This is a genomic window from Burkholderia sp. 9775_39 (assembly GCF_015712225.1).
GTDB classification, from domain to species: Bacteria; Pseudomonadota; Gammaproteobacteria; order Burkholderiales; family Burkholderiaceae; genus Burkholderia; species Burkholderia cenocepacia.
This window is the reverse complement of record NZ_JACCQC010000051.1, coordinates 1-24,626: the sequence shown is the minus strand read 5'-3', so window position 1 is coordinate 24,626 and position 24,626 is coordinate 1. Positions and strand designations below refer to the sequence as shown.

The window sequence follows — 24,626 nt, the reverse complement described above, 5'->3', positions numbered from 1 at the left end:
GATCTTTAGGGCGATCGGAACAACCTGTGTCGTCGCAGATCCGTACCGTGCCGGCAGTCACCGACGGATCCTGCGCGCACGCGGCCAACAGCAACAGCAGCCCCGGTGCGAGTAAACGGCGATACATGGGTATTTTCCTCACGTTTCATTGGCGCCGTATTGCTTCGCGCGCTCGCCCGCGAGCATGCCCCCGGCCGGTGCGGGGCGCGGCGAACATCGTCCGCGGGCCCGCGTGCCAAGGCTCTCTCAGGTTCTCTTTTCGGCTTGAAACATCGTTGCAGCGTCTGACACGGCAGAAAACGGCACGCGGTAAACCCGCTCTTGTTCTGTCTCTTTAATCCACGCAATATCGATCGCTGCTTACTGGTTTCAAATGATACATATCGGTCTATCTAATAGTCAAGACGACTTGATAACCGGCTCGACAAGCGAAGATTGTCGGGGCGGAACGGCCGTCAGACAGCGCCAGGAGGCCAATTTCATCGACCGGCATGATGCTAGAATAATCGGTCTATGCTGTTGAAATATCGAGGAGGAAGCCGTTCGTGCGAGCCAACAAACGCCAGCTGGTGGTAGACAAAGCGACCGAACTGTTCTCCAGGCATGGATTCCACCCGGTGGGCGTCGACTGGATCATCGACGATTCCGGTGTCGCCCGAATGACGCTGTACCGGCATTTTGCGAGCAAGGACGAGCTCATCCGCGAAGTGCTGGTCCAGCGCTACGACCTGATCGTCGGCAGCATCGACGCGCAGTTGCAGCACGTCGTCGATCCGGTCGAGCGCGTCAAGACCGTCTTCGACTGGTATGAAGCGTGGTTCCGCACACCCGAATTTGCCGGCTGCCTGTTCGAGCGTGCGCTGGCCGAATTCGGCACCGCTTATGCGCCGATCTCGGATGTCGCGATCCGCTATCGCCGCAAGATGGTCGAATGGATGGCCGAACTGATCGAAGCCGTCGTGCCGGCCGAAACCGCCAACCGGCTGGCGACCGTCTTCATGATGCTGCTGGACGGCGCCACGGTCGAAGCGCGGGCGTTCAACGATTCCGCGGCGGCCCAGCGCGCATGGCAAGCCGCGCATGCGCTGCTCGAACAGGCGATGCACGCGCCGGTCTCGCCTGCCGAAGGTGCCGGTCGCCCGACGTAACGCAACGTCGCGCGCCGTCGTATTGCAAGCAAACCGAGGTCGGAGGGTGCCGGGGAGGACGACATGCATGACCGGATGCGCTGGATCGGTTTCGCGATGGGTCTGGCGATCGCGTGTACCGGCTGCAAATCGGTGAATGTCAGCCGATATGAAATCCAGAACCGCGATCGAAACGGCCTCACGATCGTTGCGTTCACCACGGAAGACCTGGCATCGCTCGACCGAACGCTGTGGGCCGACCACGTCTACCTCCGCTACACCGTCACGCCGCTCACCATCCGCAAGCGATTCGATACGGGTGAACCCGCGCTCGACGACTATCCGTTTGCTGCGCGGCGGCTCGCCATCCGCGCCCCGTGTCCGGTCCCCACGTCGGACTTCTGTTCGTCCTGGTTCATTCCGTTCCACGATCGCGCGGGGCTGCACGGCCTGGACTATGTGTCGGGGCTCGATGCCAACGAACCCGCGCGCCTGACGTTGCGCATCGGCGGCGGGAGCATGGTCGGGGCCCGGCTGGTATCGAAGGAACACGCGATCGACGTCGACGTGGGCGACAGGGCGAAGCCGAGCGGACCGTGAGGCCCGCCCCGGCTGCCGGCGCGGGAAACCGCCCGGGCGGGCACGGCCATTGCGCCTGCCGGACCCCGGGAGGCCCGCGATCATGAACGACAACGATTTGCTCCAGCCCGAGCCGACGGAACCGGACCCGAATGCGGTCACGTGGGTCCGGCGTCTCGGCCCCGGCCTGATCACCGGCGCCGCCGACGACGATCCTTCCGGCATCGGGACATACTCGCAGGCGGGGGCGCAATTCGGCTTCGAACTGCTGTGGTCGCTGCTGCTCACGTATCCGCTGATGACGGCGATCCAGCTGGTCAGCGCGCGAATCGGCCGCGTGACGGGCAAGGGCCTCGCGTCGAACATGCGCAAGCACTATCCGCCATGGCTGCTGTACGGAACGGTCGTACTGCTGATCACGGCCAACGTGATCAACATCGCGGCCGATCTGTCGGCCATGGGCGCGGCCGTCGATTTGCTGCTGCCCGGCCCGCAACAGCTCTACATCGTGTGCCTCGGCGGCGTGTCGGTCGTGCTGCAGGTTTTCGTCCCGTACGACCGCTATTCACGATTGCTGAAATGGACGGCGTTGACGCTGCTCGCCTATGTCGCGGTCGCCGTCATCGTGCCGGTCGACTGGGCCGACGTCGGCCGCGCGATCGTGCGGCCCCATGCGCAACTGAGCGCCGCCTACCTGACCACGGTCGTCGCCGTGCTCGGCACGACCATCAGCCCGTATCTGTTTTTCTGGCAGGCGTCCCAGGAAGTCGAAGAGTTGCGCTCCGTGCCGAACCAGCGGCCGCTGCGGCGCGTACCGCATCAGGCGCCCGCCCAGTTGCGCCGGATCAGCTTCGACACGTGGTTCGGCATGGGCGTGTCGAACGTGATCGCCTTCTTCATCGTGCTGACGGCGGCGGCCACGCTCAACGCGCATCACATCGACGTCAAGACGTCGGCCGATGCCGCGCGGGCGCTCGAGCCGCTTGCCGGTCACTTCGCATACATGCTGTTCGCGCTCGGCATCGTCGGCACCGGCCTGCTGGCGCTGCCGGTGCTCGCGGGATCGGCCGCCTATGCGGCCGCGGGCACGTTCCGCTGGCGCAACAGCCTCGCGCTGCAGTTGGGCGTCGCGCCCGAGTTCTATGCGGTGATCGTCTTGGCGATCGTCGGCGGGATCGCGTTCACGTTCATGCATTTCGACCCGATCCGCGCGCTTTACTGGAGCGCCGTCATCAACGGCGTGAGCGCCGTTCCGATCATGGTCGTGATGATGCTGATGGCGAGAAGCAAACGCGTCATGGGCGAGTTTGCCGTCAGAGGCGCGCTTGCATGGGGCGGATGGATCGCGACGCTCGCGATGGCAATCGCGGCGATGGGCGTGTTCGTGCCGGGATGAAACCGGCAGCGCGAATGCCGCGGCTCGCGCTCACTCCAGTTCGCCCGTACTCAGTGCGGCGCCGACCGCACGGCGCAGCACGTCCGCGAGCCGCTGGTTTTCGTCGATGCGGGCCTGTTCGATCGCGACGTCCTCGGCGTTGCCCGTGCGGCGCGCCCATTCCTGGCGCTCGCGCGCAAAAATCATGCGCTCGTGAACCGCGCGGATCGCTCCCCATATCGCATCCTCCGCTTTCTGGGCTTCCGCGTCGTCGAGGGAAAGCGCGGAGAACGCATGCCCGGTATGGCAACGGTATCGCAACGGACGATCGTCGCGCATGCGCCAGAGCACGCCGTTGCAACTGTCTTCGCGAATCCGTTGAACGACGTATCGGAAATCGGCGTAACGACGCCGCTGCAGAAAATCCGGCGCCCGTCCTTGGTCCGGTGCCAGCGCTCGTCGTCCGCGCGGCCTTCCCGGGTCGCGACTTCGCGCTCGCGCATCGGCACGAGCGCCTGTCGATCGTTGGGTTCGTAGATCAACTCCACGTCCTGGCCGATCATCTCTTCTTCCGTATAGCCGAAGATGCGTTCCGCACCGGCGTTCCAGCTCACGATCGCGCCGTTGCCGTCCTGGATGATGATCGCGTAGTCCTTGGTCGACTGCGCGACCAGGCGCAGGCGCTGCTCGCCTGCGCGAGCCGCCTCTTCCGCATGATGCCGGTCGGTGATGTCGATCAGCGTGATCACCGCGCCGTCGATGTGGTCGTCCGCCGTGCGGTAGGGCAGCAACCGCATCAGATACCACCGGCCGGCCTCGCTCTCGATCTCGCGCTCGATCAACCGCAGCGACTGAAACGACTGCCGGACATCGTCGGCCAGCGTCGGATACCGCAACGCGTGGGTAATGTGGAACAGCGACCGGCCCAGGTCCGTATCGATCAGATTGAAAATGGCCGTCGCGTTCGGCGTAAACCGCTTGACCCGGATTTCCTTGTCGACGAACACGGTCGCGATCTCGCTCGACGCGATGATGTTGTGGAGGTCGTCGTTCGCCTTCGCGGTGTCTTCGATCCTTGCCTGCATTTCGGCGTTGGCCGTGGTCAACTCCTCGTTGACCGATTGCAGTTCCTCCTTGCTGCTTTCGAGCTCCTCGCTCGTGGAGCGCAATTCTTCGTTGATCGCCTGCAGCTCCTCGTTCGACGCCTTCAGTTCCTCGACGGACGTTTCGTACTGCTCGATGATCGTCGCCAGTTGCTCGCGGCTGTGCTGCAGCTCCTGTTCGAGCTGCGCCAGCACCGGATCCTGCCCGCTCGTCTCGGCCTGATCCTCCTCGGTCATGCGGCCGGCCACCTCGTCGAACACGACGAGGAGGAATTCCGCATTCGCGACCTTGTCGTGGAACGGCCGGACCGTCATGTTGATCCACGATACGCGCGTGTCGTGCGCCCACTTGACCCGGCGCGCTTCCACGCTCGTGCCCGTTTGTAGCGCGCGGAAAATCGCGGTGCGCAAATCGAGCCGCAGATCCGGCAGCACCAGCGTCATGATGTTGCTGGACAGCTCGCCGCCGACATGCCTGAGGAACCGGCCGGCGTTATCCGACAGATGAACGACGTTCGATTCCTTGTCGATGATGACGCTCGGCGGCGAATACGTTTCGAGCGCGCGCTGGTGCAGTTCCGCATAGGAGAAATTGCGCTGTGCCGGACTGGTCGGCACCCGCAGCGGGGGGCTGCGGCGCGGCCCGCTCGTCGGATGCACCGGACTCGACCTGGAACAGCGGCGGAAAGCCCGTGACCGGCTTCGCGCGATGCGTGACGACGCGGGCGCGGTAAATCCGGCGCTTCTTGTCCACGACGGCAAACAGATCGTCCGCCGCGTCGGCCGATTCCGCGGTGCCGAGGAACAGGTAGCCGTTCGGACGCAGCGCGAAATGAAACAGCTCGAGGATTTGCCGCTGCACCGCCCGCTCCAGATAGATCAGCACGTTGCGGCACGAGATCAGGTCGAGATGCGAGAACGGCGGATCGCGCAGCAGGCTGTGCGCGGCGAACAGAATGCGCTCGCGCACAGCCTTGGCGATCACGTAATATGCGCCGTCCCGCGTGAAATACCGCTGCAGCAGCGCGGCGGGCACGTCGCTCGCGATCGAAAGCGGGTAGGAGCCGGTGCGCGCGCGGACGATCGCCGCCTCATCGATATCGGTCGCGAATACCTGGATGGCCTGGCTCGACATCGCGGCCTCGCGCGCCCGCGCCAGCAACAGCGAGATCGAGTACGCCTCTTCCCCGGTCGCGCATCCGGCTACCCACACGCGCACCTGCTCCTCGCCGGATTCCGACGCGAACAACGAGCCGATCACTTCCTGTTCGAGGAAATCGAACGCTTCGCGATCGCGGAAGAACTGGGTCACGCCGATCAGCATGTCCGCCAGCAGCGCGTTTGCTTCCTCCGGCGCGGCACGCAGGAAATCCCGGTACGCGAGGAGATCGCGCTGGCCGTTGACCTGCATGCGCCGTTCGATACGCCGCAGCACGGTCGCCCGCTTGTACAGCCGGAAATCGTGGCCGGTGCGTACCCGCAAGTGCATCAGAATGTCGGAAAGCGCCCGCTCCGGATCGTTGACCGTCGGCCGATCGACGTGGTGCAGCGATTGCGCGAATTCGACGCTTTGCTGCTCGATGCGGCGCGCATTCGACCAGAGTTCGAGCAACCGTTGCGGCATGTCGGCCGCCGGCAGCACGATATCGACGCGCGCCATGGCAATCGCGTGCTGCGGCATCTCCGCATACTCGGCGTCATCCGGTGTCTGCGCAAGCGTGATGCCGCCCGCCTCCTTGATGCGGCTCAAGCCCGCCGCGCCGTCGGAGCCGGTGCCCGACATCACGATGCCGATCGCGCGCCAGTCGTGCGCGTCCGCCGGCGTCCGAAAGAAGTGGTCGATCGTGAATGGGGCATCATCGGACTGGCCCCGGCTATGACAGCGAAGACAGCCGTCCGACATCTCGAGTTGCATGCCCGGTGCGATCACGTAGATGTGGTTCTTTTCGATCGGCACCGTGGACGTCACCTGATGCACCGGCATGCCCGTCGTGCGCTGCAGGACGCTGTCCATGTGGCTGACCTGTTCCGGCGCGAGATGGACGACGACGACGAACGCCATGTCCATGCCCGTCGGCGCGCTCTCGAAAAAGGTCTGCAAGGCCGTCGTACCGCCTGCCAATGCGCCGATGCCCACGACCGGAAACGACAGATCGCTCTTCAACGTGGCGGGCGATGAAAGCCGCTCCTTGCGTGCAGGCGCTTGCCGTGCCATTGAATTCTCCTTGTTGTGGGGCATCGTGTGCCGACCGCCGATCGATACCGGATCGCATCGCCTTCGTCCGGGTCGGGGCGTCCCACGCTCCTCCGTGATGCTTCCCCTGCGCCTCCGTGCGCCTTGTACGGCACCGGCAAGCGCCGGACCGCCCCTGACCAAGGGCTTGCGATCCCCCGTGCGGCGGATCACCAACGGCATGTGCGCGCGGGACAGCGGGAACCGGAACGATGAAACGGCTGCACCTGCTCGGCTCCGTCCCGCAACGATGCCTCGCCCGCTTTCATCTCGCCTGCGATGTCGCCAACACCGCCGTCAGGATGCCGTGCCGGACCGCCGCGCCTGCGCGCAGGCGTGTCACCGGAACGTCATTCGCGCCGACATACCATCCCCATCGGTCCGCAAGACGCGATGCCGCTCCACGACCGCGAGCGGGAACGAATCGTGCTCGTCCGTCGACGGCGCGGACCTAATTTATTTTCTTTGACGAATTCCGTATTACCAGCGAATATTCGCGTCGATCAAGCGGTTAGTACCGCTGACAACACAACGACACGATGCTCGCTCATGCAGTCGGGGACATTACGCTGCTTCGCCAACAGATACTGGATCGAAGGGGAAGAAATGACGCCGTTTTCGCAGGATGTGAGCATCAAGCAAACTGCCGCCGTAGCCAGGGCAGCCACTCCATCGCCCGTTTTCTGGAAGGCGGGGCCGCTCGTCGAAGCCGTTCCGCCCGAGCCGAAATCGACGACCCCGGACCTGCGCGATTTCTTTGCCGCCGCCGCGCTGCAGGGCTTGCTGTCGCGCGACGCCGGGCGCAACGTGTCGACGATCGCCGACTACGAATCGAAGCGCGCGGTCAGCGCCTACCGGCTCGCCGACGAAATGCTGAAAGCGCGCTGAACCCGCACGCCGGCACGCCGGCCGTCATCCGGCTCGCGCGGCGTCGCGGGCAACCTGGGCCGCCACGTTCGCCCGCGCGCTAACGCACCGGCCGTTCAGTTGCCGCCCAACCGTGCAACGATTGCGCCGACCGGCCGCGCCAGCAGAACGACATTCAGCACGACGACGACGGCAGTCGCGCCGCGCGCCGCGCAGCGCGCGATGCGCCCGCTCGTGAACGCGCCCATGACGTCACGTCGGCCGCAGAAGTACACCAGCGCCAGCATCGGTACCGGCAACACGACGGACAGCACGACCTGGCTGATCACGAGCGCCTGCATCGAATCCACGCCCATCCCGACGACGACGAACGCGGGCGCCATCGTGACGAGCCGGCGCAGCCAGACCGGAATCCGGAACCCCACGAAGCCCTGCATGATCATCTGTCCGGCCATCGTGCCGACGACGGAACTCGAGATGCCGGCGCTCATCAGCGACACGAGGAAACAGGTCGCGGCGGCCGGGCCGAGCAACGGCGTCAGCATCCGGTACGCGTTTTCGATCTCCGCGACATCGCGATGGCCGGCATGAAACGCCGCGCTCGCCATCACGATCATCGCCATGTTGATCGCGCCGGCGACGGACAGCGCGACGACCACCTCCCGATCCGAGAACCGCACCATCATCCGGCGCCGCGCGCGATCGAGCCCCGACGCGCGTCGCTGCGTGAGCCCGGAGTGCAGAAACAGCGCATGCGGCATGATCGTCGCGCCGACGATGCCGACCGACACCGTCAACGCGTCACCGCGCGGCCATTCCGGCACGACGGCATGCCAGCCGACTTCGGCCCACGCGACCGGCGCAATGAACATCTCGGCGAGATAGCAGAGACCGGTCACGCCGACGAACACGCCCACGGCGATTTCCATCGGCCGGAACCCGTTCCGGTCGGCCAGCAGGATGGCGTAGGTCGCGAGCGCCATCACGAACATTCCGGCGAAGGTCGGCAGGTCGAACAGCAGCGACAGCGCGATCGCGCCGCCGAGAAATTCGGCCAGCTCGGTCGCCATCGCGGCCAGCTCGCTCGCGACCCACATGCCGACGACCACCGGCCGCGGGAAATGCAGGTGGCAGAGCTCCGCGAGATTGCGACCGGTGACGATGCCGAGCCTCGCGGACAGCGACTGGAACAACATCGCGATGCCGTTCGCCATCAGCACGACCCAGAGCAGCGTGTAACCGAACTGCGCGCCGGCCCGGATGTTCGTCGCGAAATTGCCGGGGTCCATATACGCGACCGACGCGACGATCGCCGGCCCCGCGAACGACAGCGCCGCCAGCGGCCCGCGCCGCCGGCCGGCCAACCCCTCGCGCATGTCCGTCGCGGTGCGCTCCGTCGCCGCGTTCCTGTCGAGCGTCGCCATCCGTACTCCTTCACGAAAGCGGCATCGTGCGCCGCCGGCGCGATCCATCCCGCGTACCGCCGACACACCGTGCCGCACCGCCTCCGTGCCGGCGCGACACGGGCCATACAGCCGAAATGACAACCGCTTGAAAATCCGGCGACGAGGGGGGCGGGCTACGCGACGTGTGCTCGCGCTGCCGCCGTCTCGGCCCTTGTCGCATGCCGCGCCGTCGCGTCGCCGGCCGGCCGCTGCGCCCGCGGAAAGCAGCCCCGCCGCGAGCCGATCGCGGTTCCGTCGCGCCGCGCCGACCGATGCCGGACAGACCGATACCCGTTGCCCGACGCACGCGTGTCGTGCAGCGAACGATGCCGTCGTCCACGGCAAGCCGCTTGCGCACAACCCGCACCGGACAGCATCGCGCATGCCCGGGATCGTCGGCCGTGGGCTCGAATCGTGCTGATTCGAGCCGGCGAATGTCGCGCAACCCTTTTCCACGGAGATGCCATGTTCATCCACAACACACGGCTTCAGTACACGGTGCGCGTGGGCGCGCCGAATCCCGGGCTCGCCAACCTGCTGCTCGAGCAGTTCGGCGGCCCGCAGGGCGAACTTGCCGCCGCGATGCGCTATTTCACGCAGGCGATCACCGAGGAAGATCCGGGCCGCAAGGACATGCTCCTCGACATCGCCACCGAGGAGCTGAGCCATCTCGAAGTGATCGGCTCGATGGCCGCGATGCTGAACCGCGGCGCCAAGGGCGAACTGGCCGAAGCGGTCGACGAACAGGCGGAGCTGTACCGCAAGCTGCACGGCGCCGGCAACGATAGCCACGTGACGCAGGTGCTGTACGGCGCGGGCGCGCCATTGACCAATTCGGGCGGCGTGCCGTGGTCGGCCGCGTACATCGACACGATCGGCGAGCCGACCGCCGACCTGCGCTCGAACATCGCGGCCGAAGCGCGCGCGAAGATCATCTATGAACGGCTGATCAACGTCACCGACGATCCGGACATTCGCGACGCGCTCGGCTTCCTGATGACGCGTGAGGTGTCGCACCAGATGTCGTTCGAGAAGGCGCTGTATGCGATCACCGCGAATTTCCCGCCGGGCAAGCTGCCGCCCAAGACGCCGTATGACCACGTGTACTTCCGGATGCAGCCGGACGCGGCGCCGCTGGTCGGACCGTGGAACCACGGCGGCGAACTCGAGATCCGGCCCGGCGAGCCGGCGGTCGATGGCGGCAGCGGTATTCCGGAAGGCATGCTCGACGCGCAGCAGGCGGACGCCATCGAAGCCATGGCGCAGCGACTCGCCTCCGATCCGAACAGCGACCCGGTGACGGGCGCCGAACTCGGCGCGGGGCCGCCGGCGCCTCAGGGCCGCAAGCCGGGCAAGCCGGACGGCGCGTGAGCAGGGGCGCGCTGGCGCGCGATCGGGATTCCGGCGCGCCGGCGAAGCGACATGACGCGCGCGCCGGATGCATCGCCGCACGTGCGGCCGCGCGTCCGGCGCGCGTCAGGCGCCGGCTTCGTCGGGCTCGGTCTGGTCGCCCTGGTCGGCCATCAGGTACTGGATGACCAGCGTCGGATCGGCAATGTCGAGGATCAGGCGGCGCATCACGCGCTTGCGCATATGGTCGTCATCCAGCGTCCACGGCCCGGCCGCGTCGCCGAGGTAGCGGCCGATCGCGCCGCAATTGTCGCCGTCGAGCGGCAGGCCGAGCCGCGCGGCGAGCAGGCCGGCGATGACGTCGTCGAGTTCGACGTGCAGCGGCCTGGAATCGATCGAAAGTTCGAGTTTCATGGTCGGTCTCGCAAACACGAAAAAAGCGGCGCGACGCGCCCCCCGCTGTCGCGCGCGCCGGGCAAAGCCGCTCCGGCCAGCGGCTGTTCGACGATCGCAGGCGAGCCCGCGACGCAGGTCAGTAGCCGAGGTCGGGCGCGGCGGCCGGCTCGGCGCCGTCCTCTTTCGGCGCTTGCGCGACGGTCGCATCGGTCGTCAGCACCAGGCTCGCGATCGATGCCGCGTTCTGCAGCGCGGTCCGCGTGACCTTGGTCGGATCGACCACGCCCGCATCGACCAGATCGCCGTACTCGCCGGTCGCCGCGTTGTAGCCGAAGTTCCCTTTGCCTTCGAGCACCTTCGAGATCACGACCGACGGTTCGTCGCCCGCGTTGGCCGCGATGACGCGCAGCGGCGCTTCCAGCGCACGCAGCACGATCCGGATGCCGGCATCCTGGTCCGCATTCGCGCCCCGGATGTCGGACAGCGCCGCGCGCGCACGCAGCAGCGCGACGCCACCGCCCGGCACGATGCCCTCCTCGACCGCGGCGCGCGTCGCATGCAGCGCATCGTCGACGCGGTCCTTCTTCTCCTTCATTTCCACTTCGGTGACCGCGCCGACCTTGATCACCGCCACGCCGCCCGCGAGCTTCGCGACACGCTCCTGCAGCTTCTCGCGATCGTAGTCGCTCGTCGCTTCGTCGATCTGCGCGCGAATCGCCTTCACGCGCGCGTCGATGCGCGCCGCATCGCCCGCGCCGTCGATGATGATCGTATCGTCCTTGCGCACCTCGACGCGCTTCGCACTGCCAAGATCCTCCAGCGTGGCCTTGTCGAGCTGCTTGCCGGTTTCCTCCGAGATGACCGTCGCGCCGGTCAGGATCGCGAGATCTTCCAGCATCGCCTTGCGCCGGTCGCCGAAGCCCGGCGCCTTGACGGCGGCGACCTTCAGGATGCCGCGCATCGAATTCACGACGAGTGTCGCGAGCGCTTCGGCCTCGACGTCCTCGGCGACGATCAGCAGCGGCTTGCCGGCCTTGGACGCCGCTTCGAGGATCGGCAGCAAATCGCGGACACTGGAGATCTTCTTGTCGTGCAGCAGAATCAGCGCGTCGTCGAGATAGGCCGCCTGCTTGGCGGGATCGTTGATGAAATACGGGCTCACGTAACCGCGATCGAACTGCATGCCCTCGACCACGTCGAGTTCGTTCTCCATCGACTTGCCGTCCTCGACGGTGATCACGCCGTCCTTGCCGACCTTCTCCATCGCATCGGCGATGATCTTGCCGATCGCGTCGTCCGAGTTCGCGGAAATCGCGCCGACCTGCGCGATTTCCTTGTGGGTCGAAATCGGTCGGGACAGCTTGCGCAACTCGTCGAGTACCGCGCCGACGGCCTTGTCGATGCCGCGCTTCAGATCCATCGGGTTCATGCCGGCCGCGACGTGCTTCATGCCTTCCTGCACGATCGCCTGCGCGAGCACGGTGGCGGTCGTGGTCCCGTCGCCGGCCACGTCGGCCGTCTTCGACGCGACCTGCTTGACGATCTGCGCGCCCATGTTTTCGAAGCGGTCCTTCAGCTCGATTTCCTTCGCGACCGACACGCCGTCCTTCGTGATCACGGGCGCGCCGAAGCCGCGCTCGATCACGACGTTGCGGCCCTTCGGACCGAGCGTCACCTTCACCGCATCGGCCAGCACGTTCACGCCCTTGACGATCTGCTGGCGCGCGCCATCGCGGAATTTCACGTCTTTTGCAGTCATTTTGTTGCTCCGGATACAGTCGTTGAACGGGATGCCGCGCGCACCGGGTACACACCCGTGCGACGCGGTCGAATCGGCATTCAGGCCGCTTTCCTGGCGGCCGGCGATTCGGGTTCGAGTACGCCCATGACGTCCTCTTCGCGCATCACGAGCAGTTCCTCGCCGTTCACCTTCACGGTCTGGCCTGCATATTTGCCGAAGAGAACCTGGTCGCCGACCTGGAGCTGCAGCGGGCGCTGCGAGCCGTCCTGCAGCAGCCGGCCGCTGCCGACTGCAATCACTTCACCCTGCTCGGGCCGTTCGGCGGCCGAATCGGGAATCACGATGCCGGAGGCCGTCGTCCGCTGCTGTTCGATTCGCTTGACGATAACCCGGTCGTAGAGGGGACGAATCTGCATTTTCATCTCCTGAGCGATGAGATCACCTGGAAAAGGGAATCCGCCGGCGCCTGCACGCGCAAAGACCGCGATGCGCCGGCGTGCCATCGATTGGCGAAAAGCGAAATAGTGGCGGGCAGGCACGCTTCAAGAGGGTGACGCGCGCCCAATATGTAACAAAATGTTTCATCGCGAAACCGGCGCTCGCACGACCGGCGGCTGTCTCCCGACGTTCCGTCGCGAGCGGCAATACGACCTCGACGACCGCCGCTCCGGGCCGCGCGAATCGTCGTGCAACGATGCTTGAAATCCGCGCGTCCCATCCTATTTTGGTATCGCTCAAGCAGCCGCGGCTTACGCGCTGCGTGTTTCGATTTGTTTGTCAGCGAGATCTTTCGCGGATCGACGAACTGGAGCGCGTGGTCCGGTTCGTCCTCCGTGCGAGGTCCAACCGGGAGCGAATCATGAACGATCCTTTCTTCATCTTCGATCGGCTGCCGGAGGTCGGCCGCCGACCAAGACGCGTCGCCCGCGTCGTCAAGGGTTTGCCGACCGGCCTGCGGATAGCGCGCAACGGCACCGGTCGCTTCGCGTCGATCGGCGCGTGGGTACGCGGCGCGCGCAAGCCATTCGCGTTGCGTCGCGCGGCCCAACCCGCCGCGATCGGCCGAGCGAAGCCGCCGCGCCGCCGCATCGCCACGCCAGGACGGGTGCTGCACCACATTTCATTTTTCGGCGTTGCGCCCGCGCGTGGCGGTTTCGTGCGCGACGGGAGGCGGCCATGCTGAGCCCGCATGAATTCGCGACGCTGATGCTGGTGTGCCAGGCACCGGATCAGCTCGACATGAACCGCGCCGAACTCGATGCGTTGCTCGAACGGCAGCTCGTCATGCTCGAACATCGCGCGCCCGGCCGCCGGCGCGCGTACCTGACGAAGAAGGGCCGATCGATTCTCCACGCGCTCGGGGCCGACGTCGCTTCCCGCGGGCGTCGTCACGAGGCCGCGGCAGCGCGCGACCATCCATACGACGCGCCCGTCGCGCTGTCGGACGACGCCGGGTGACCCGGCGTTCGAATCAGTGGCGCGGCTACCGACGTGCGTGCGTGATCATGCTCGATGCACGCGGTATCCGCGCAAGCGCGCCGCCAATACTGAAGCTCGCGTTTCGTCGATGACCCTGGCGGCGGTCGTCGAACCCGCAGCCGACAGCCGCGGCCAACGACGAAGGCGCGATGCATGCTCCGGTGGGCAACCGCCGTCCGGATCACTGCATCGATGCGTCGCCCGCCCCTACTTGTCGATACGAACCGATATGCCCGATGCGCTGTAAAGCGCGGTGGCGTTGTACCCGTCCACGACCACCGAATCGAAGCGCCCCTGAAGTTGGCTGCTGTCGATGAGCGAAACGACGTCACCGACCTGCGGCGCGAGACCCGCGGCGAACCGGATGTGCAGCGTGCCGCCGGCAAGCGTCGTCATCCCTGCCACCGCGAGTCGTCCGGCGTCGCCGGCGCCACGGTCGAGTTCCAGCGTACCGCCCTTCAACTGCGTGTAGCGGCCATTGATGTTCGCGCGCGCCGCGGACTTGATCGCCACCGTGCCGCCGCCGACATAGACGTCGCCGGCACCGAACGCCTGCGGCGATCCTGCCGCGAGCGTTCCGCCCCGCACTTCCGTGCCGCCGCGATAGGTGTTCGCGCCGGCAAGCGTCAGCACGCCCGTGCCGGCGAACGTCAGCTTGCCGTCGCCGCCGATATCGTTGTGCCAGGTATCGGCTGCATTGAATCCGCCGAGCGAAGCATCCATCGTCACACTGACGTTGCCGGCAAAATTCGCGTACCCGTCCGCGGCGGCGAACAGGTTGAGCCGGCCCCATCCCTCGGCGTCGTCGAGCAGCGGATAACCGGACGCCAGCGCCGTCGTCTTCAGCACGACGCGTCGCTGGTCGGCGCTCAGATACGGCAGACGCGTCTCGAGCAGCACTTCGGCCCCCTTCGGCACGACTGCGCCGTGGGTGGTGGTGCCGATCGGCGCGAAGCCGAACGTGAGTCGGCGCGCGTAATTGGCCCGATTGGCGGCCGGGTCGGCAAAGCGGTCGCTCGACGCCGTACCGGCATGCGCGGCGGCCAGGAACGTGGCCGGCGTGGTGCGGGTCAGCGAATACAGCGTTGCATGCGCCTGCTGGAAGGCCGTCTGCTTGAGCGTCGCGTTGGCCGGATCGACGAGGTTCGCCGCCACCACCGCCTGGGCAAGTATCCGGCCGCCGATCACGTCGAGCGGCGAATGCATGCCGGCGAGGATGCGGTTCTCGCCGAGTTCGAGCCCGCGGCTGATCATTTCCTGGAAACGTTCGGGAATCACGTACGCCATCGCGAGCGCGTCACGCATGCCTTCCGCGGAATGCCCGCTCGGAAAACCGCCGTCCGTGGCCGGCGTGGTGCTTTCTGCCGGTACGAGCGTCGGCGCGACGACGACGCTCGTGCTCCACCGATACGGACGCGCATATTTGTAGAAGCGTTTCGCCGGCTCCGTCGAGCCGTTGTTTCCCATCGTATTGATGAAATCGACGACGGAACCGAACCCGGCATTCGCGCTGCCGCCGACGCCGGTGTTGTTGCCCGTATCGTTGTAGAGCTTCGTCGTCGCGTCGGCCGGCACCGACGTGATGCTCGTCGTCTGCTGCGCCGCGCCGCGCCACGCGTCGGTAAGCGGCCCCATGCCGTCCGACACGCTATAGCCCTTGCCGCGGCGGTCGTCGTAGTACGCGGCCTCGGCCTGCGCGGCGGTACGCTGCGACGTCGCGTCGACCACATACTGGACATTCGCATTCAGCACGGCCGGGTTCAGCGCCGTCCCGCCCGGCGTACCGTCGTTCGGAAGACCGGTCCACAGCGACGGCGCCACCGCCGGAAAACCGCCGGCCGCGGGTGCGCTCGTCCCGGCATCGACGAGGTCGGTCAGCGGCTGCCACAGCGCACGGAAGCCGTTCAAGACGCGCACGCCGGCGTTCGTGCTCATTGTGGCGTAACGCGCATCGCCGCGCTGGTTGGTCGCCGCGTTGTCGACGAACGCCGGCACCGATGCCGGAACCGGGGCGCTGTCCACGAAACCGGGGTCCGCGGGCGCTGCCGGCAGTTGCGCGACAACCGACGGCGGCTGGTTGCTGTCGACGTCGTCTCCGCCGCAAGCCGCGACAACGAAGGCTGCCGAAACGGCGATAGCGAAGGTGTGCAAGGCAATCCGGCGATGCGCTGACATGACTGGGCGGTTCCCGTGGAGTGTCGAGAAAGCGCGTACGATATAGTTAGTTTGTGAAAGATATGAGAAAGAGCCGAGAAAGTTCGGGGGAAGGCGATGTCGCGCCACCGTCCCGCTCGTCGAGACGCGATGCGGTCCTGTCCTGCATCGGCGCTTCACACGACGCCGACGCATTCGTCGGCACGGAAAACCTGCCTGCCCGCGCGGGCATCCCGCCCGTCCCGCATCACGGACAGTTGCCGAGCATGTGATACCCGGCCGACGTCCGCGCCAGCGATCGGCAGCCCGCGTCGTACTCAAAATGCGGTCACCCGAGCACTATCATCCCGCCGTGTATCGCGGTGCGCGGCGCTCGACGATCGGGGCATGGCCGAACTCCTTCCGATACGCCTTGCTGAAAGTACACGCCGACGGAAATCCGCAACGCACCGACACATCGCCGATGGAATCGTTGCCGCGGCGCAGCAGGGCCCGTGCATGCCGAAGGCGAATGCTTCGGTAGTAGTCGCGCGGCGACATACTCAAATATTCCTTGAACACGCGCTGAAACTGCCGCGCTGACAGCCCGACCAGCCGCGCGATCTCGGGAAACGAAAGCGGCTCCTCGACGTTGGCTTCCATCAGCTTCACCGCTTCGACCAGATCGTCGCGCGTCGACTCGAGACGCGCACACACCGGCATCGGCTGCGGTTCATTCATGCCGCGCAGCCGGCTGACGACCAGGTGCTTCGACACGTCGACGACGAGATGCGGACCGAAGTCGCTCGACATCAGCGTGAGCATCATGTCCATCGGCGCGATGCCGCCCGTACACGTGATCCGGTCCCGATCGATCACGAATAGCTCGTCCGTGATCTCGACATCGGGAAACTCGGCACGCAGCGCGTAGAGGTCGGCCCAGTGAGCTGCGCACCGGTACCGGTCGAGCAGGCCAACGGTCAGCAGCGCATATGCGCCGCTGCACAGCGCGCCCATCACGATCCGGCGCTCGGCAAGCGCGCTCAGCGCGTGCCGCGTGCGCGCGTCGACCATCTCGCGAATGCGCGTGCCGCCGCACACGATCATCACGTCGGGCAGCGGACCCGACACGTCAAGCGCCTGCGTGGGCCGCATCGCGATGCCGTTGCTGGCTTCGACAGGGTTGCCGTCGATGGAGAACACCGTCCAGCGATAGTGTTCGGTACGGTCGACGTAGTTCGCGACGCGCAGCGCTTCGATCGCGTGCGTCAACGCGATCATCGAATACGACGGCAGCGTGAGAAAACCGAAATGGCGCGGACGTGAAGCGAGGAAAGCCGGGGTATCGAACACGGTGGCAATACCGGAAGGACGACGGGTCGACTGATGTCGGGCTGGGCGCGCCGATCCGGATCGGGATCGGCGCGCGTCGGGGTGACGGACCGCTACAGATCGAGCACGAGATCCGACGTGGGACGGCTGCAGCACATCAGGCGCAGCCCCTTGTCGATTTCCCGCTGACGGATACCGCCGTTGTGCTGCATGTCGACCGTGCCGTCGAGTACCGCAGTCTTGCAGGTACCGCAAATGCCCTGGCTGCACGACGACGGCAGCGCGACGCCGGCCTTGCGCGCGGCCGACAGCACCGTCTCCGCGCCGCTCATCGAAAAGGTCTTGCCCGACTTCGCAAGGCGCACCGTATACGTACGGACGCCCACCGCCGCCGCTTGTTGCGGCGCGTCGGCCGCATCCGCGGCAGGCTCGACCGTCTCGGCGAGGTTGAAGCTTTCCTGGTGATAGCGGACGGGATCATGACCGCCCTGCGCGAGCAGTGCCTGCGCGGAATTCATGTAGCCCGCCGGGCCGCACGTGAAGACTTCGCGGTCGCGATAGTCGGGAACGTGCCGTTGCAGCAGCTCGAGGCTGAGCCGGCCGGTCGGCCCGCGCCAGTCCGGCTCGGATCCCGTCGCTTCGCAGATGTGGATCACCTTGAGACGATCGGCTTCCGCGCTCAAACGCTCGAGTTCGTCGCGAAACACGATGTCGGCGGGCGTTCTCGCGCTGTGCACAAAGACGATGTCGCGATTCAGCCCGAGGTCGATCGCCGCTCTCGTCATCGACATCAGCGGCGTCACGCCCGAGCCGGCGGACAGGTAAAGCACCTTCGCGGCCGGCCCGGAGGACGGCGTGAAAATGCCGGACGGCCCGAATGCACTCAGCTCGACACCGGGCTTCACGTTCGCATGCAGCCAGTTCGACATCACGCCGCCGGGCGTGCGCTTGACCGTGATCGACAATGTGTACGGCCGCGTCGGCGGCGACGATACCGTATAGCAACGGCTGACCGGCACGCCGTCGACGTCGGCCGACACCGTGATGAACTGGCCGGGCTCAAAGCGGAAGGGATGCCCGTCCTTCGCGCTGAACACGAAGGTACGGACGTCGTGCGTCTCGTCCCGCACGCGACAGCACACCAGCGTCTTTTGTTCGCTGCTGGCCCACTGGACGTCCGCGTGTTCCCAGGTCGCGGGGTCCGAGAAACGATCGGTCGCCGCGGCGGCCGGATCGGCCGCGCAAAAGTTCTCTCTGACTTTCATGACGATACTCAGATGCCGTGAGCCTTCAGGCGCGCGTCGTACCAACGTGCGAACTGTTCGAGCGCGCCTTCCGTATACGTCGAGTACGGGCCCGGCACATAGGCGGGGTCCTGCGTCCCGCTATGCGTGATCCCGACGAGGTCCGCGTCCTGCTGGGTCGTGGCGACCCACACTTCGGTCAGCGTCTTGACGTCGTAGTCGACGCCTTCGACCGCATCCGCATGCACGAGCCACACCGTGCGCACGACCGTCTTGTCCGGCGCGATTGGCAGGATATACGCGACGACCGCGTGGTCGCTCATCACGTGCGTCCACGAGTGATGGGTCCACATGTGCACGTCGCCGAGATCGCGACGCGGCAGATCGCCGAGCAGCTTCGTACAGGCGACCTTGGTATCCATCGTCTGCGATTCGCAGGCGCCGGCGATAACGAGCCGCTGCGTGCGGAAATTGGTCTGGACGCTCTCGTCGACCGAGTCGAACGCCTCACAGATATAGCCGTCCTCCTCCCACTCCTTCTTGCGCGCCGCATTGTGGGCGAGATACGCGTCGTAGTCGCGCAGCGATTCCTCGCTCTGGCCGTCCGGGCAGAAGCCGAAGTCGTGCGCAAGGAACGATTGCGTGAGCTCCGGATGCGTACCGCCGCAGTGATAGCACTCGCGGTTGTTCTCCATCACGAGCTTCCAGTTACCGTTCTCGACGATGGTCATCTCGTGCGCGATCTTGGTGCGCTGCATGTCGTGCGGCGCGAATCGCGGCGCCATCACCGTCTCGAGCTTCGAGAAATCCTCCGGCGCTTCGTCGGCAAGGCAGACGAACACGTGTGCGCCGACCACCTTCACGTGCACCGGGATCAGGCTCCGGCACTTCGTGTCGAAATCCTTGCCCATGTGCGTCGCGTGCTTGAGGCTTCCGTCCAGGTCGTACGTCCACTGGTGATACGGGCAAACCAGCATGCCGACGGTCGCCTTCGTCGCGCTCTTCATCAGGCGCGCGCCACGGTGGCGGCACACGTTGCGATACGCGCGGATGTTCTCGTCGTCGTCGCGCACGATCAGGATGGACGACTTGCCGATATCGACCGCGTAGACGTCGCCCGGCTCCGGCACGTCGGCCGTCACCGCGACGAAGATCCACAGCTTCTCGAAGAACACTTCGACGTCCGTCTCGAACACATCCTGCCGGCCGAGAAGCCCGGCCGGCAGCCCGTGCCCGGGTTTGCGGCTGTCGAGCAGTTCACGGTGGGTCTTGAGCAGAACGGCAGACATCGTATACCTCCAATGGGGTTGATTTTCGCTATGCTTTTTTCAAACTTTGAGCGAAGTATTGGAGGGACGATTTCACCCGTCAACGCGCTATATTTTCTCGTTCGCATTACTTTATGTTATGCAAGAACGCGCACGCCGCCGGCCCCTTGGTTAACCCGAATCCGCACGGTTGAACGCGCGACTCGGTACGAGTCCGCATCGCAACATCGGCGACTTGACCGGTACAATTTGGAGACACACGATTCGCCCCGGCCGCACGAAAATCAGACTCAAATGACGAAAGGAACAAAAGGATACCGGCGGATCGTGCCGTCGCTGACCGCACTGGTCGAATTCGAAGCGGTCGCCCGCCTCGGCAGCTTCACCCACGCGGCGGCCGAACTCGGCGTGACCCAGGCGGCGGTCAGCCGGCAAGTGCGCTTCCTCGAGGAAACGCTCGATGTACGCCTCTTCCATCGTCTACACCGCTCGATCTCGCTGACGAACGAAGGCGAAATGCTCTATCTCGCCGTCGCCGAATCGATGCAGCGAATCGCGGGCGCATTCGACCGTCTGTCGACGGGTGCCGACCAGCAGGAGCTCGTGCTCGCGTCGACCGCATCGTTCGCGCAATTCCGCCTGCTGCCGAGGCTGCCCAAGCTCAAGCACCTGAACCCGTCATTGAAGCTGCGGCTGACGACCCAGATGTTTACCGCGGACCTCCGCCAAGTGGAAGTCGACGTCGCGGTGCGCTATGGCGACGGAAAGTGGGCGGACGGAACCTCCATCCTGCTGTTCGACGAGGAAGTGTTTCCGGTGTGCTCGGCCGCCTTCATCGAGGAAAACGGCATGCCGGCATCCGTCGAAGCGCTCGGCGCGCTTCCGCTGATCGAATCCGACTCGACGTCCGAAGGCTGGATGGGCTGGGAAGCGTGGTTCCGCTCGGTCGGCCACCGTCCGGCCAAGCTGAACTACGCGCTGCGCTGCAGCCTCTACACGGATGCGGTACAGGCAGCCCGATACGGGCAGGGTGTCGCGCTTGGCTGGAACCGACTCGTGCACGACCTGCTGGCGACCGGTGAGCTGGTCCGGATGCCGGTCGGATCGTGCAAGACGAGCGATGCCTATTTCGTCATCGTGCCTCACGGCCGTTCGTTGACACCCACGGTCACGCAATTGATCGACTGGTTGCGCGAGGAACTTCCGGTTCAGTGACGCGACGCGCCGGTTCGATCGCTGTCCCGATTCGAACGGTATCGGCATGATGCCGCCTGGTTCTCCTTTCCCCTTCCTCCTGTCGAACGCGACGACGTCGCGGCCATCGTCAAGCGCCGCCCTTCGCATGACCTAAAGTAATGCGATCCTGAAAATATAGCGCGTTGACTGGCCTTTTCTGCATTTCGATACTGACCTCAAAGGACCCCGGTGGCGCCCGGAGCGGCACACGCGGCGCTGCCACGAGTCCGGACGGATCCGTAACGACGAACTGGAGGCGCAATGTCAGCGGTCAGCACGCTTCATGTGGCGACAACGATGCAAACGACCGGTATCGCCGGCGTTTCGGACGATCTGATTGAGCGCGTGCGCGCGTACCGCATCGAGCGGGTCCGGAACGAGCTCGTTCGGCGGAATTGCCCGGCCATCGTTCTTTACGACCCGGTCAACATCCGCTATGCGACGGATACGTCCAACATGCAAATCTGGACCGGGCGCAACCCGACGCGCTACGTGATCGTGTTTGTGCACGGGCCCGTCATCGGTTTCGAATTCCACAACTGCGAGCATGTGTGGAACGGCAGCACGCTCGATGTCGAGCTGCGCGGCGCCACCTGCTGGAATTACTTCAGTTCCGGGCCGGAATCGGTGCGCAAGGCCCGGCAATGGGCGCGCGAAGTCGCCGACCTGCTGCGTCAGCACACGCCGTCCGAGATGCGTATCGCAGTCGACAGGCTCGACCCTGAAGGCGTTTATGCGCTTCAGGAAGAAGGCGTCCGCGTGGCGGACGGACAAGCGTTGATGGAACACGCGCGCGCCGTGAAATCCGCGGACGAACTGCAATTGATCAAGACCGCCGTCGACGTGTGCGAGCAAGGCATCCGGCGCATGCACAACGTGTTGACGCCGGGAATGAGCGAACAGGATCTCTGGGCCCACCTGCACTACGAGAATATCCGGCTTGGCGGGGAATGGATCGAAACGCGACTGCTCGCGTCGGGGCCGCGCACCAATCCGTGGATGCAGGAATGCAGCGCGCGGACCATGAAGCAGGGCGAGCTGATCGCGTTCGATACCGATCTGGTCGGCCCGTTCGGCTATTGCGCGGATATTTCCCGAACCTGGACGGTCGGCCACGTTCGCCCGACCGACGCCCAGCGCCGGCTCTATGCCGCCGCGTACGCGCAGTTGATGACCAACACGGATCTGCTGCGCCCGGGCATGGCGTTCAGCGAGTTCGCCCAGCGTACCTGGAAAATGCCGCAACCGTATCAGAAGAATCGCTACAGCTGCCTCGCGCACGGTATCGGCATGGTGGACGAGTATCCGTCCGTCGCACACTACATGGATTGGGACAGCGCTGGCTACGACGGTACGTTCGAGAGCGGGATGACGTTGTGCATCGAAAGCTATATCGGCGCGGAAGGCGGCGACGAAGGCGTCAAGCTCGAGCAGCAGGTGCTGCTCACTGAAACCGGGTGCGTGCCGTTGTCTACGTTCCCGTTCGAAACGAACTGGCTTTGAGCAATGCGGTAACTTCTCGGCAAAAAAGAGTAGCCAGCGACACGCCGTGCCCTGATCCGGTGCGTCTCTCAGGATTTTCACTACATTGCCGAAATCTGATAGAGCCGGGAGATTTGATTTCATACCGTTCACGCGTCGGACTGGAAAGCGCTTGCGGGCTCCCCCCGGTAGCGCGTGCCGCCGACGAATCCCAGGAGCGGGCTGCGCCGCGCAGCCCGGGCGGAAATGACGGTCCTGCCACGCAGGACATTCGTGACGGAGCGACTATGGATGCAAAAATCCCGCCTGATTCAGGCACCGATAGCGACGTAAGCCTGCTGCACAAAATGGGCTATGCGCAGGAACTGTCGAGACGTATGAGCGGTTTCTCGAACTTCGCCGTGTCGTTTTCAGTGATCTGCATCCTGTCCGGCGGCATCACCGCGTTCCAGCTCGCGTTTTCCGCGGCCGGCGGCGCGTCGATCGGCCTCGGCTGGCCACTCGGCTCGCTGTTCGCGCTGATCGTCGCCGTGTCGATGTCGCAAATTGCGTCCGCGTTTCCGACCGCGGGCGGCCTCTACCACTGGGGCGCGATCCTCGGCGGGAAGAAGTGGGGATGGATGACGGCGTGGCTCAACCTGATCGGCCTGATCTTCGTGATCGCCGCGATCAATTTCGGCACCTACGACCCGTTCTTCAAGACGCTGATCGCGCCGATGTTCGGCGTCAGACCGGACAGCCTGACGTGGTGGCATCAAACGGCGTTCATCGCGCTCATCACGATCTCGCAGGCCGTGCTGAACGCGCGCGGCATCAAGATCGCAAGCAAGATCACCGATTTGTCCGGATATCTTATTTTCGTCGTGACGATTGCGCTGGTGGTGTCGTTGCTCTACTACTCGCCCGTCGCGTTCGACATGCACCGGCTCGTCACCTTCACCAACTTCACCGGCGTTGACGGCGGCGCGTGGCCGAAGCAGGCCACGCCGCTCGCGTTCCTGTCCGGTCTACTGCTCGTGACCTACACGATCACCGGCTTCGATGCGTCCGCGCACACGTCGGAAGAGACGCACGACGCGGCCAGGAACGTGCCGCGCGGCATCATCGGCTCGGTGTTCTGGTCCGCGATATTCGGATACGTGATGGTGTGCGCGTTCGTGCTGGTGATGCCCGACCTGACCGCCAGCATGAAGCAGGGCACCGGCTTCTTCGAAGCGATCCTCGCGCCGATTCCGACGGCGCTGCGCGTCACGCTCGAACTCGCGATGTTCTTCATCAATTACGTGTGCGGGCTCGCGGCGATCATGTCGACGTCGCGGATGATGTATGCGTTCGCCCGCGACGGCGGACTGCCGGCGTCGAAGCTGCTGCGCAGCGTGAACCCGACGCACCGGACGCCCGGGCCCGCGATCTGGACCTGTGCTGTGCTCGCGATCGTCGTCACGCTGTACGGCGACGCGTTCTCGGTGCTGAGCGCCGGCAGCGCGGTGTTCCTGTTCATCTCGTACGCGATGCCGATCGGCTCCGGCATGCTGGCCGAAGGCCGCTCGTGGACCGACAAGGGCCCGTTCCAGCTGGGCGTCTGGTCGAAGCCGTGCGCGTTGCTCGCACTGGTCGGCGCGTGCGTGCTCGCGTACGTCGGTATCCAGCCGCCGAACGAAAAGGTGCTCTACGTGCTCGTCGGCTTCGTGGTTGCACTGATGGTGATCTGGTACGGCTTCGGCGTGCGCAATACGTTCGCGGGGCCGCCGGTGCTGAAGGACACGCGCAACCTCGACCGTATCCGCGAATTCGAGGCGAACGTCGATCCATCCGTCTGAAGTCCGAAGCATCGTCGCAACCGGCAAAAAACCGACTCGCGGCATTGCGCCCGCGAGTCGGTTTTTTATTTCAACGTGCATCGGCGTGAAGCGATGCGGTTCGACCGCCTGGCGGCAGTCGAACCTCGCACCGTATCAGCCGTAGACGGGGAACCGTTGCGTCAGCTCGGCAACCTGGCCGCGCACGCGCTCGATCGTCGCTGCGTCTTCCGGGTTCTCCAGCACGTCGGCGATCAGGTTGCCGACCTGCTCGGCTTCCGCCGGCCCGAAGCCGCGCGTCGTCATCGCCGGCGAGCCGAGACGGATGCCGCTCGTCACGAACGGCTTTTCCGGGTCGTTCGGAATCGCGTTCTTGTTCACCGTGATGTGCGCCGCGCCGAGCGCCGCTTCCGCCGCCTTGCCCGTGATGTGCTTCG

At 65.5% G+C, this 24,626-nt stretch carries 18 protein-coding genes and 4 pseudogenes; 10 read left to right on the top strand and 12 right to left on the bottom strand.

Going from position 1 to position 24,626, the window contains the following annotated elements:
• A pseudogene (locus tag H0X90_RS34535) lies at positions 1-127 on the bottom strand (sel1 repeat family protein); the annotation flags it as partial.
• 418 nt (positions 128-545) lie between these two features.
• On the opposite strand from H0X90_RS34535, the gene H0X90_RS34530 reads away from it, so the two are divergent.
• From H0X90_RS34530 to H0X90_RS34520, 3 genes are all read left to right on the top strand, one after another.
• Positions 546-1,148: a TetR/AcrR family transcriptional regulator gene (locus tag H0X90_RS34530; RefSeq protein ID WP_006485824.1), complete on the top strand. Its 603-nt coding sequence runs from the start codon at positions 546-548 to the stop codon at positions 1,146-1,148.
• Positions 1,149-1,211: 63 nt separating this feature from the next.
• Positions 1,212-1,727, top strand: coding sequence for a hypothetical protein (locus H0X90_RS34525; protein WP_077189529.1), 516 nt, complete (start codon positions 1,212-1,214; stop codon positions 1,725-1,727).
• A gap of 82 nt (positions 1,728-1,809) precedes the next feature.
• Positions 1,810-3,102, top strand: a complete 1,293-nt coding sequence (locus H0X90_RS34520; RefSeq protein WP_077189530.1) for an Nramp family divalent metal transporter — start codon at positions 1,810-1,812, stop codon at positions 3,100-3,102.
• Positions 3,103-3,132: 30 nt separating this feature from the next.
• Here H0X90_RS34520 and H0X90_RS34515 read toward each other — a convergent pair.
• Both H0X90_RS34515 and H0X90_RS36295 read right to left on the bottom strand, forming a co-directional pair.
• A pseudogene (locus H0X90_RS34515) lies at positions 3,133-3,444 on the bottom strand (chemotaxis protein CheB); the annotation flags it as partial.
• A 2-nt stretch (positions 3,445-3,446) separates the two neighbouring features.
• Positions 3,447-6,399, bottom strand: a pseudogene (locus H0X90_RS36295) (CheR family methyltransferase); the annotation flags it as partial.
• A gap of 624 nt (positions 6,400-7,023) precedes the next feature.
• On the opposite strand from H0X90_RS36295, the gene H0X90_RS34505 reads away from it, so the two are divergent.
• Positions 7,024-7,305 carry a hypothetical protein gene (locus H0X90_RS34505; protein ID WP_006485830.1) on the top strand — a complete coding sequence of 94 codons (282 nt, stop codon included), beginning with the start codon at positions 7,024-7,026 and terminating at the stop codon, positions 7,303-7,305.
• A 95-nt stretch (positions 7,306-7,400) separates the two neighbouring features.
• On the opposite strand, the gene H0X90_RS34500 is transcribed toward H0X90_RS34505, so the two are convergent.
• Positions 7,401-8,708, bottom strand: coding sequence for an Nramp family divalent metal transporter (locus tag H0X90_RS34500; protein ID WP_077189531.1), 1,308 nt, complete (start codon positions 8,706-8,708; stop codon positions 7,401-7,403).
• Between the two features lie 486 nt (positions 8,709-9,194).
• On the opposite strand from H0X90_RS34500, the gene H0X90_RS34495 reads away from it, so the two are divergent.
• Positions 9,195-10,100, top strand: coding sequence for a manganese catalase family protein (locus H0X90_RS34495; RefSeq protein WP_006491398.1), 906 nt, complete (start codon positions 9,195-9,197; stop codon positions 10,098-10,100).
• A gap of 105 nt (positions 10,101-10,205) precedes the next feature.
• Here the strand turns inward: H0X90_RS34495 and H0X90_RS34490 are convergent, their stop codons facing one another.
• The 3 genes from H0X90_RS34490 to groES form a co-directional block, all read right to left on the bottom strand.
• The gene (locus H0X90_RS34490; protein ID WP_077189532.1) at positions 10,206-10,493 is read right to left on the bottom strand and encodes a hypothetical protein; all 288 of its coding nucleotides are present in this window, start codon (positions 10,491-10,493) and stop codon (positions 10,206-10,208) included.
• Between the two features lie 118 nt (positions 10,494-10,611).
• Positions 10,612-12,234, bottom strand: coding sequence for a chaperonin GroEL (groL, locus tag H0X90_RS34485; protein ID WP_006482400.1), 1,623 nt, complete (start codon positions 12,232-12,234; stop codon positions 10,612-10,614).
• A gap of 80 nt (positions 12,235-12,314) precedes the next feature.
• Positions 12,315-12,632, bottom strand: coding sequence for a co-chaperone GroES (gene groES / locus H0X90_RS34480; protein WP_006482399.1), 318 nt, complete (start codon positions 12,630-12,632; stop codon positions 12,315-12,317).
• A 443-nt stretch (positions 12,633-13,075) separates the two neighbouring features.
• Here groES and H0X90_RS34475 point away from each other — a divergent pair, with 443 nt between their 5' ends.
• Complete coding sequence (locus H0X90_RS34475; RefSeq protein WP_077189533.1) at positions 13,076-13,399, top strand: hypothetical protein; 324 nt, start codon at positions 13,076-13,078, stop codon at positions 13,397-13,399.
• A complete protein-coding gene (locus tag H0X90_RS34470) occupies positions 13,393-13,674 on the top strand; it encodes a hypothetical protein (RefSeq protein ID WP_077189534.1) in 282 nt (93 codons plus the stop codon). The genes H0X90_RS34475 and H0X90_RS34470 overlap by 7 nt, the downstream gene beginning before the upstream one ends.
• Before the next feature lie 228 nt (positions 13,675-13,902).
• Here the strand turns inward: H0X90_RS34470 and H0X90_RS34465 are convergent, their stop codons facing one another.
• From H0X90_RS34465 to H0X90_RS34450, 4 genes are all read right to left on the bottom strand, one after another.
• The gene (locus H0X90_RS34465) at positions 13,903-15,870 is read right to left on the bottom strand and encodes a phosphatase PAP2 family protein (RefSeq protein WP_077189535.1); all 1,968 of its coding nucleotides are present in this window, start codon (positions 15,868-15,870) and stop codon (positions 13,903-13,905) included.
• Between the two features lie 321 nt (positions 15,871-16,191).
• Complete coding sequence (locus H0X90_RS34460; RefSeq protein ID WP_077189536.1) at positions 16,192-17,181, bottom strand: GlxA family transcriptional regulator; 990 nt, start codon at positions 17,179-17,181, stop codon at positions 16,192-16,194.
• A gap of 92 nt (positions 17,182-17,273) precedes the next feature.
• A complete protein-coding gene (locus H0X90_RS34455; protein WP_077189537.1) occupies positions 17,274-18,425 on the bottom strand; it encodes a hybrid-cluster NAD(P)-dependent oxidoreductase in 1,152 nt (383 codons plus the stop codon).
• An 8-nt stretch (positions 18,426-18,433) separates the two neighbouring features.
• Complete coding sequence (locus tag H0X90_RS34450) at positions 18,434-19,693, bottom strand: SRPBCC family protein (RefSeq protein ID WP_077189538.1); 1,260 nt, start codon at positions 19,691-19,693, stop codon at positions 18,434-18,436.
• 273 nt (positions 19,694-19,966) lie between these two features.
• Between H0X90_RS34450 and H0X90_RS34445 the strand changes: the two genes are divergently transcribed.
• The 3 genes from H0X90_RS34445 (at position 19,967) to H0X90_RS34435 (ending at position 24,210) form a co-directional block, all read left to right on the top strand.
• Positions 19,967-20,887, top strand: a complete 921-nt coding sequence (locus H0X90_RS34445) for a LysR substrate-binding domain-containing protein (protein ID WP_006498556.1) — start codon at positions 19,967-19,969, stop codon at positions 20,885-20,887.
• Between the two features lie 282 nt (positions 20,888-21,169).
• Positions 21,170-22,411, top strand: a complete 1,242-nt coding sequence (locus H0X90_RS34440) for a Xaa-Pro peptidase family protein (protein ID WP_077189539.1) — start codon at positions 21,170-21,172, stop codon at positions 22,409-22,411.
• 266 nt (positions 22,412-22,677) lie between these two features.
• Positions 22,678-24,210 carry an amino acid permease gene (locus H0X90_RS34435; protein ID WP_006498558.1) on the top strand — a complete coding sequence of 511 codons (1,533 nt, stop codon included), beginning with the start codon at positions 22,678-22,680 and terminating at the stop codon, positions 24,208-24,210.
• A 135-nt stretch (positions 24,211-24,345) separates the two neighbouring features.
• Here the strand turns inward: H0X90_RS34435 and glyA are convergent.
• A pseudogene (gene glyA / locus H0X90_RS34430) lies at positions 24,346-24,626 on the bottom strand (serine hydroxymethyltransferase); the annotation flags it as partial.

Bases quoted from the DNA above. Each gene is read 5' to 3' on its own strand.
- H0X90_RS34490 (WP_077189532.1), bottom strand. From the start codon at position 10,493: ATGAAACTCGAACTTTCGATCGATTCCAGGCCGCTGCACGTCGAACTC.
- H0X90_RS34475 (WP_077189533.1), top strand. From the start codon at position 13,076: ATGAACGATCCTTTCTTCATCTTCGATCGGCTGCCGGAGGTCGGCCGC.
- H0X90_RS34435 (WP_006498558.1), top strand. From the start codon at position 22,678: ATGGATGCAAAAATCCCGCCTGATTCAGGCACCGATAGCGACGTAAGC.
- H0X90_RS34470 (WP_077189534.1), top strand. From the start codon at position 13,393: ATGCTGAGCCCGCATGAATTCGCGACGCTGATGCTGGTGTGCCAGGCA.
- H0X90_RS34505 (WP_006485830.1), top strand. From the start codon at position 7,024: ATGACGCCGTTTTCGCAGGATGTGAGCATCAAGCAAACTGCCGCCGTA.
- H0X90_RS34465 (WP_077189535.1), bottom strand. From the start codon at position 15,870: ATGTCAGCGCATCGCCGGATTGCCTTGCACACCTTCGCTATCGCCGTT.
- H0X90_RS34525 (WP_077189529.1), top strand. From the start codon at position 1,212: ATGCATGACCGGATGCGCTGGATCGGTTTCGCGATGGGTCTGGCGATC.
- H0X90_RS34445 (WP_006498556.1), top strand. From the start codon at position 19,967: ATGACGAAAGGAACAAAAGGATACCGGCGGATCGTGCCGTCGCTGACC.
- H0X90_RS34500 (WP_077189531.1), bottom strand. From the start codon at position 8,708: ATGGCGACGCTCGACAGGAACGCGGCGACGGAGCGCACCGCGACGGAC.
- groL (WP_006482400.1), bottom strand. From the start codon at position 12,234: ATGACTGCAAAAGACGTGAAATTCCGCGATGGCGCGCGCCAGCAGATC.
- groES (WP_006482399.1), bottom strand. From the start codon at position 12,632: ATGCAGATTCGTCCCCTCTACGACCGGGTTATCGTCAAGCGAATCGAA.
- H0X90_RS34520 (WP_077189530.1), top strand. From the start codon at position 1,810: ATGAACGACAACGATTTGCTCCAGCCCGAGCCGACGGAACCGGACCCG.
- H0X90_RS34495 (WP_006491398.1), top strand. From the start codon at position 9,195: ATGTTCATCCACAACACACGGCTTCAGTACACGGTGCGCGTGGGCGCG.
- H0X90_RS34450 (WP_077189538.1), bottom strand. From the start codon at position 19,693: ATGTCTGCCGTTCTGCTCAAGACCCACCGTGAACTGCTCGACAGCCGC.
- H0X90_RS34455 (WP_077189537.1), bottom strand. From the start codon at position 18,425: ATGAAAGTCAGAGAGAACTTTTGCGCGGCCGATCCGGCCGCCGCGGCG.
- H0X90_RS34440 (WP_077189539.1), top strand. From the start codon at position 21,170: ATGTCAGCGGTCAGCACGCTTCATGTGGCGACAACGATGCAAACGACC.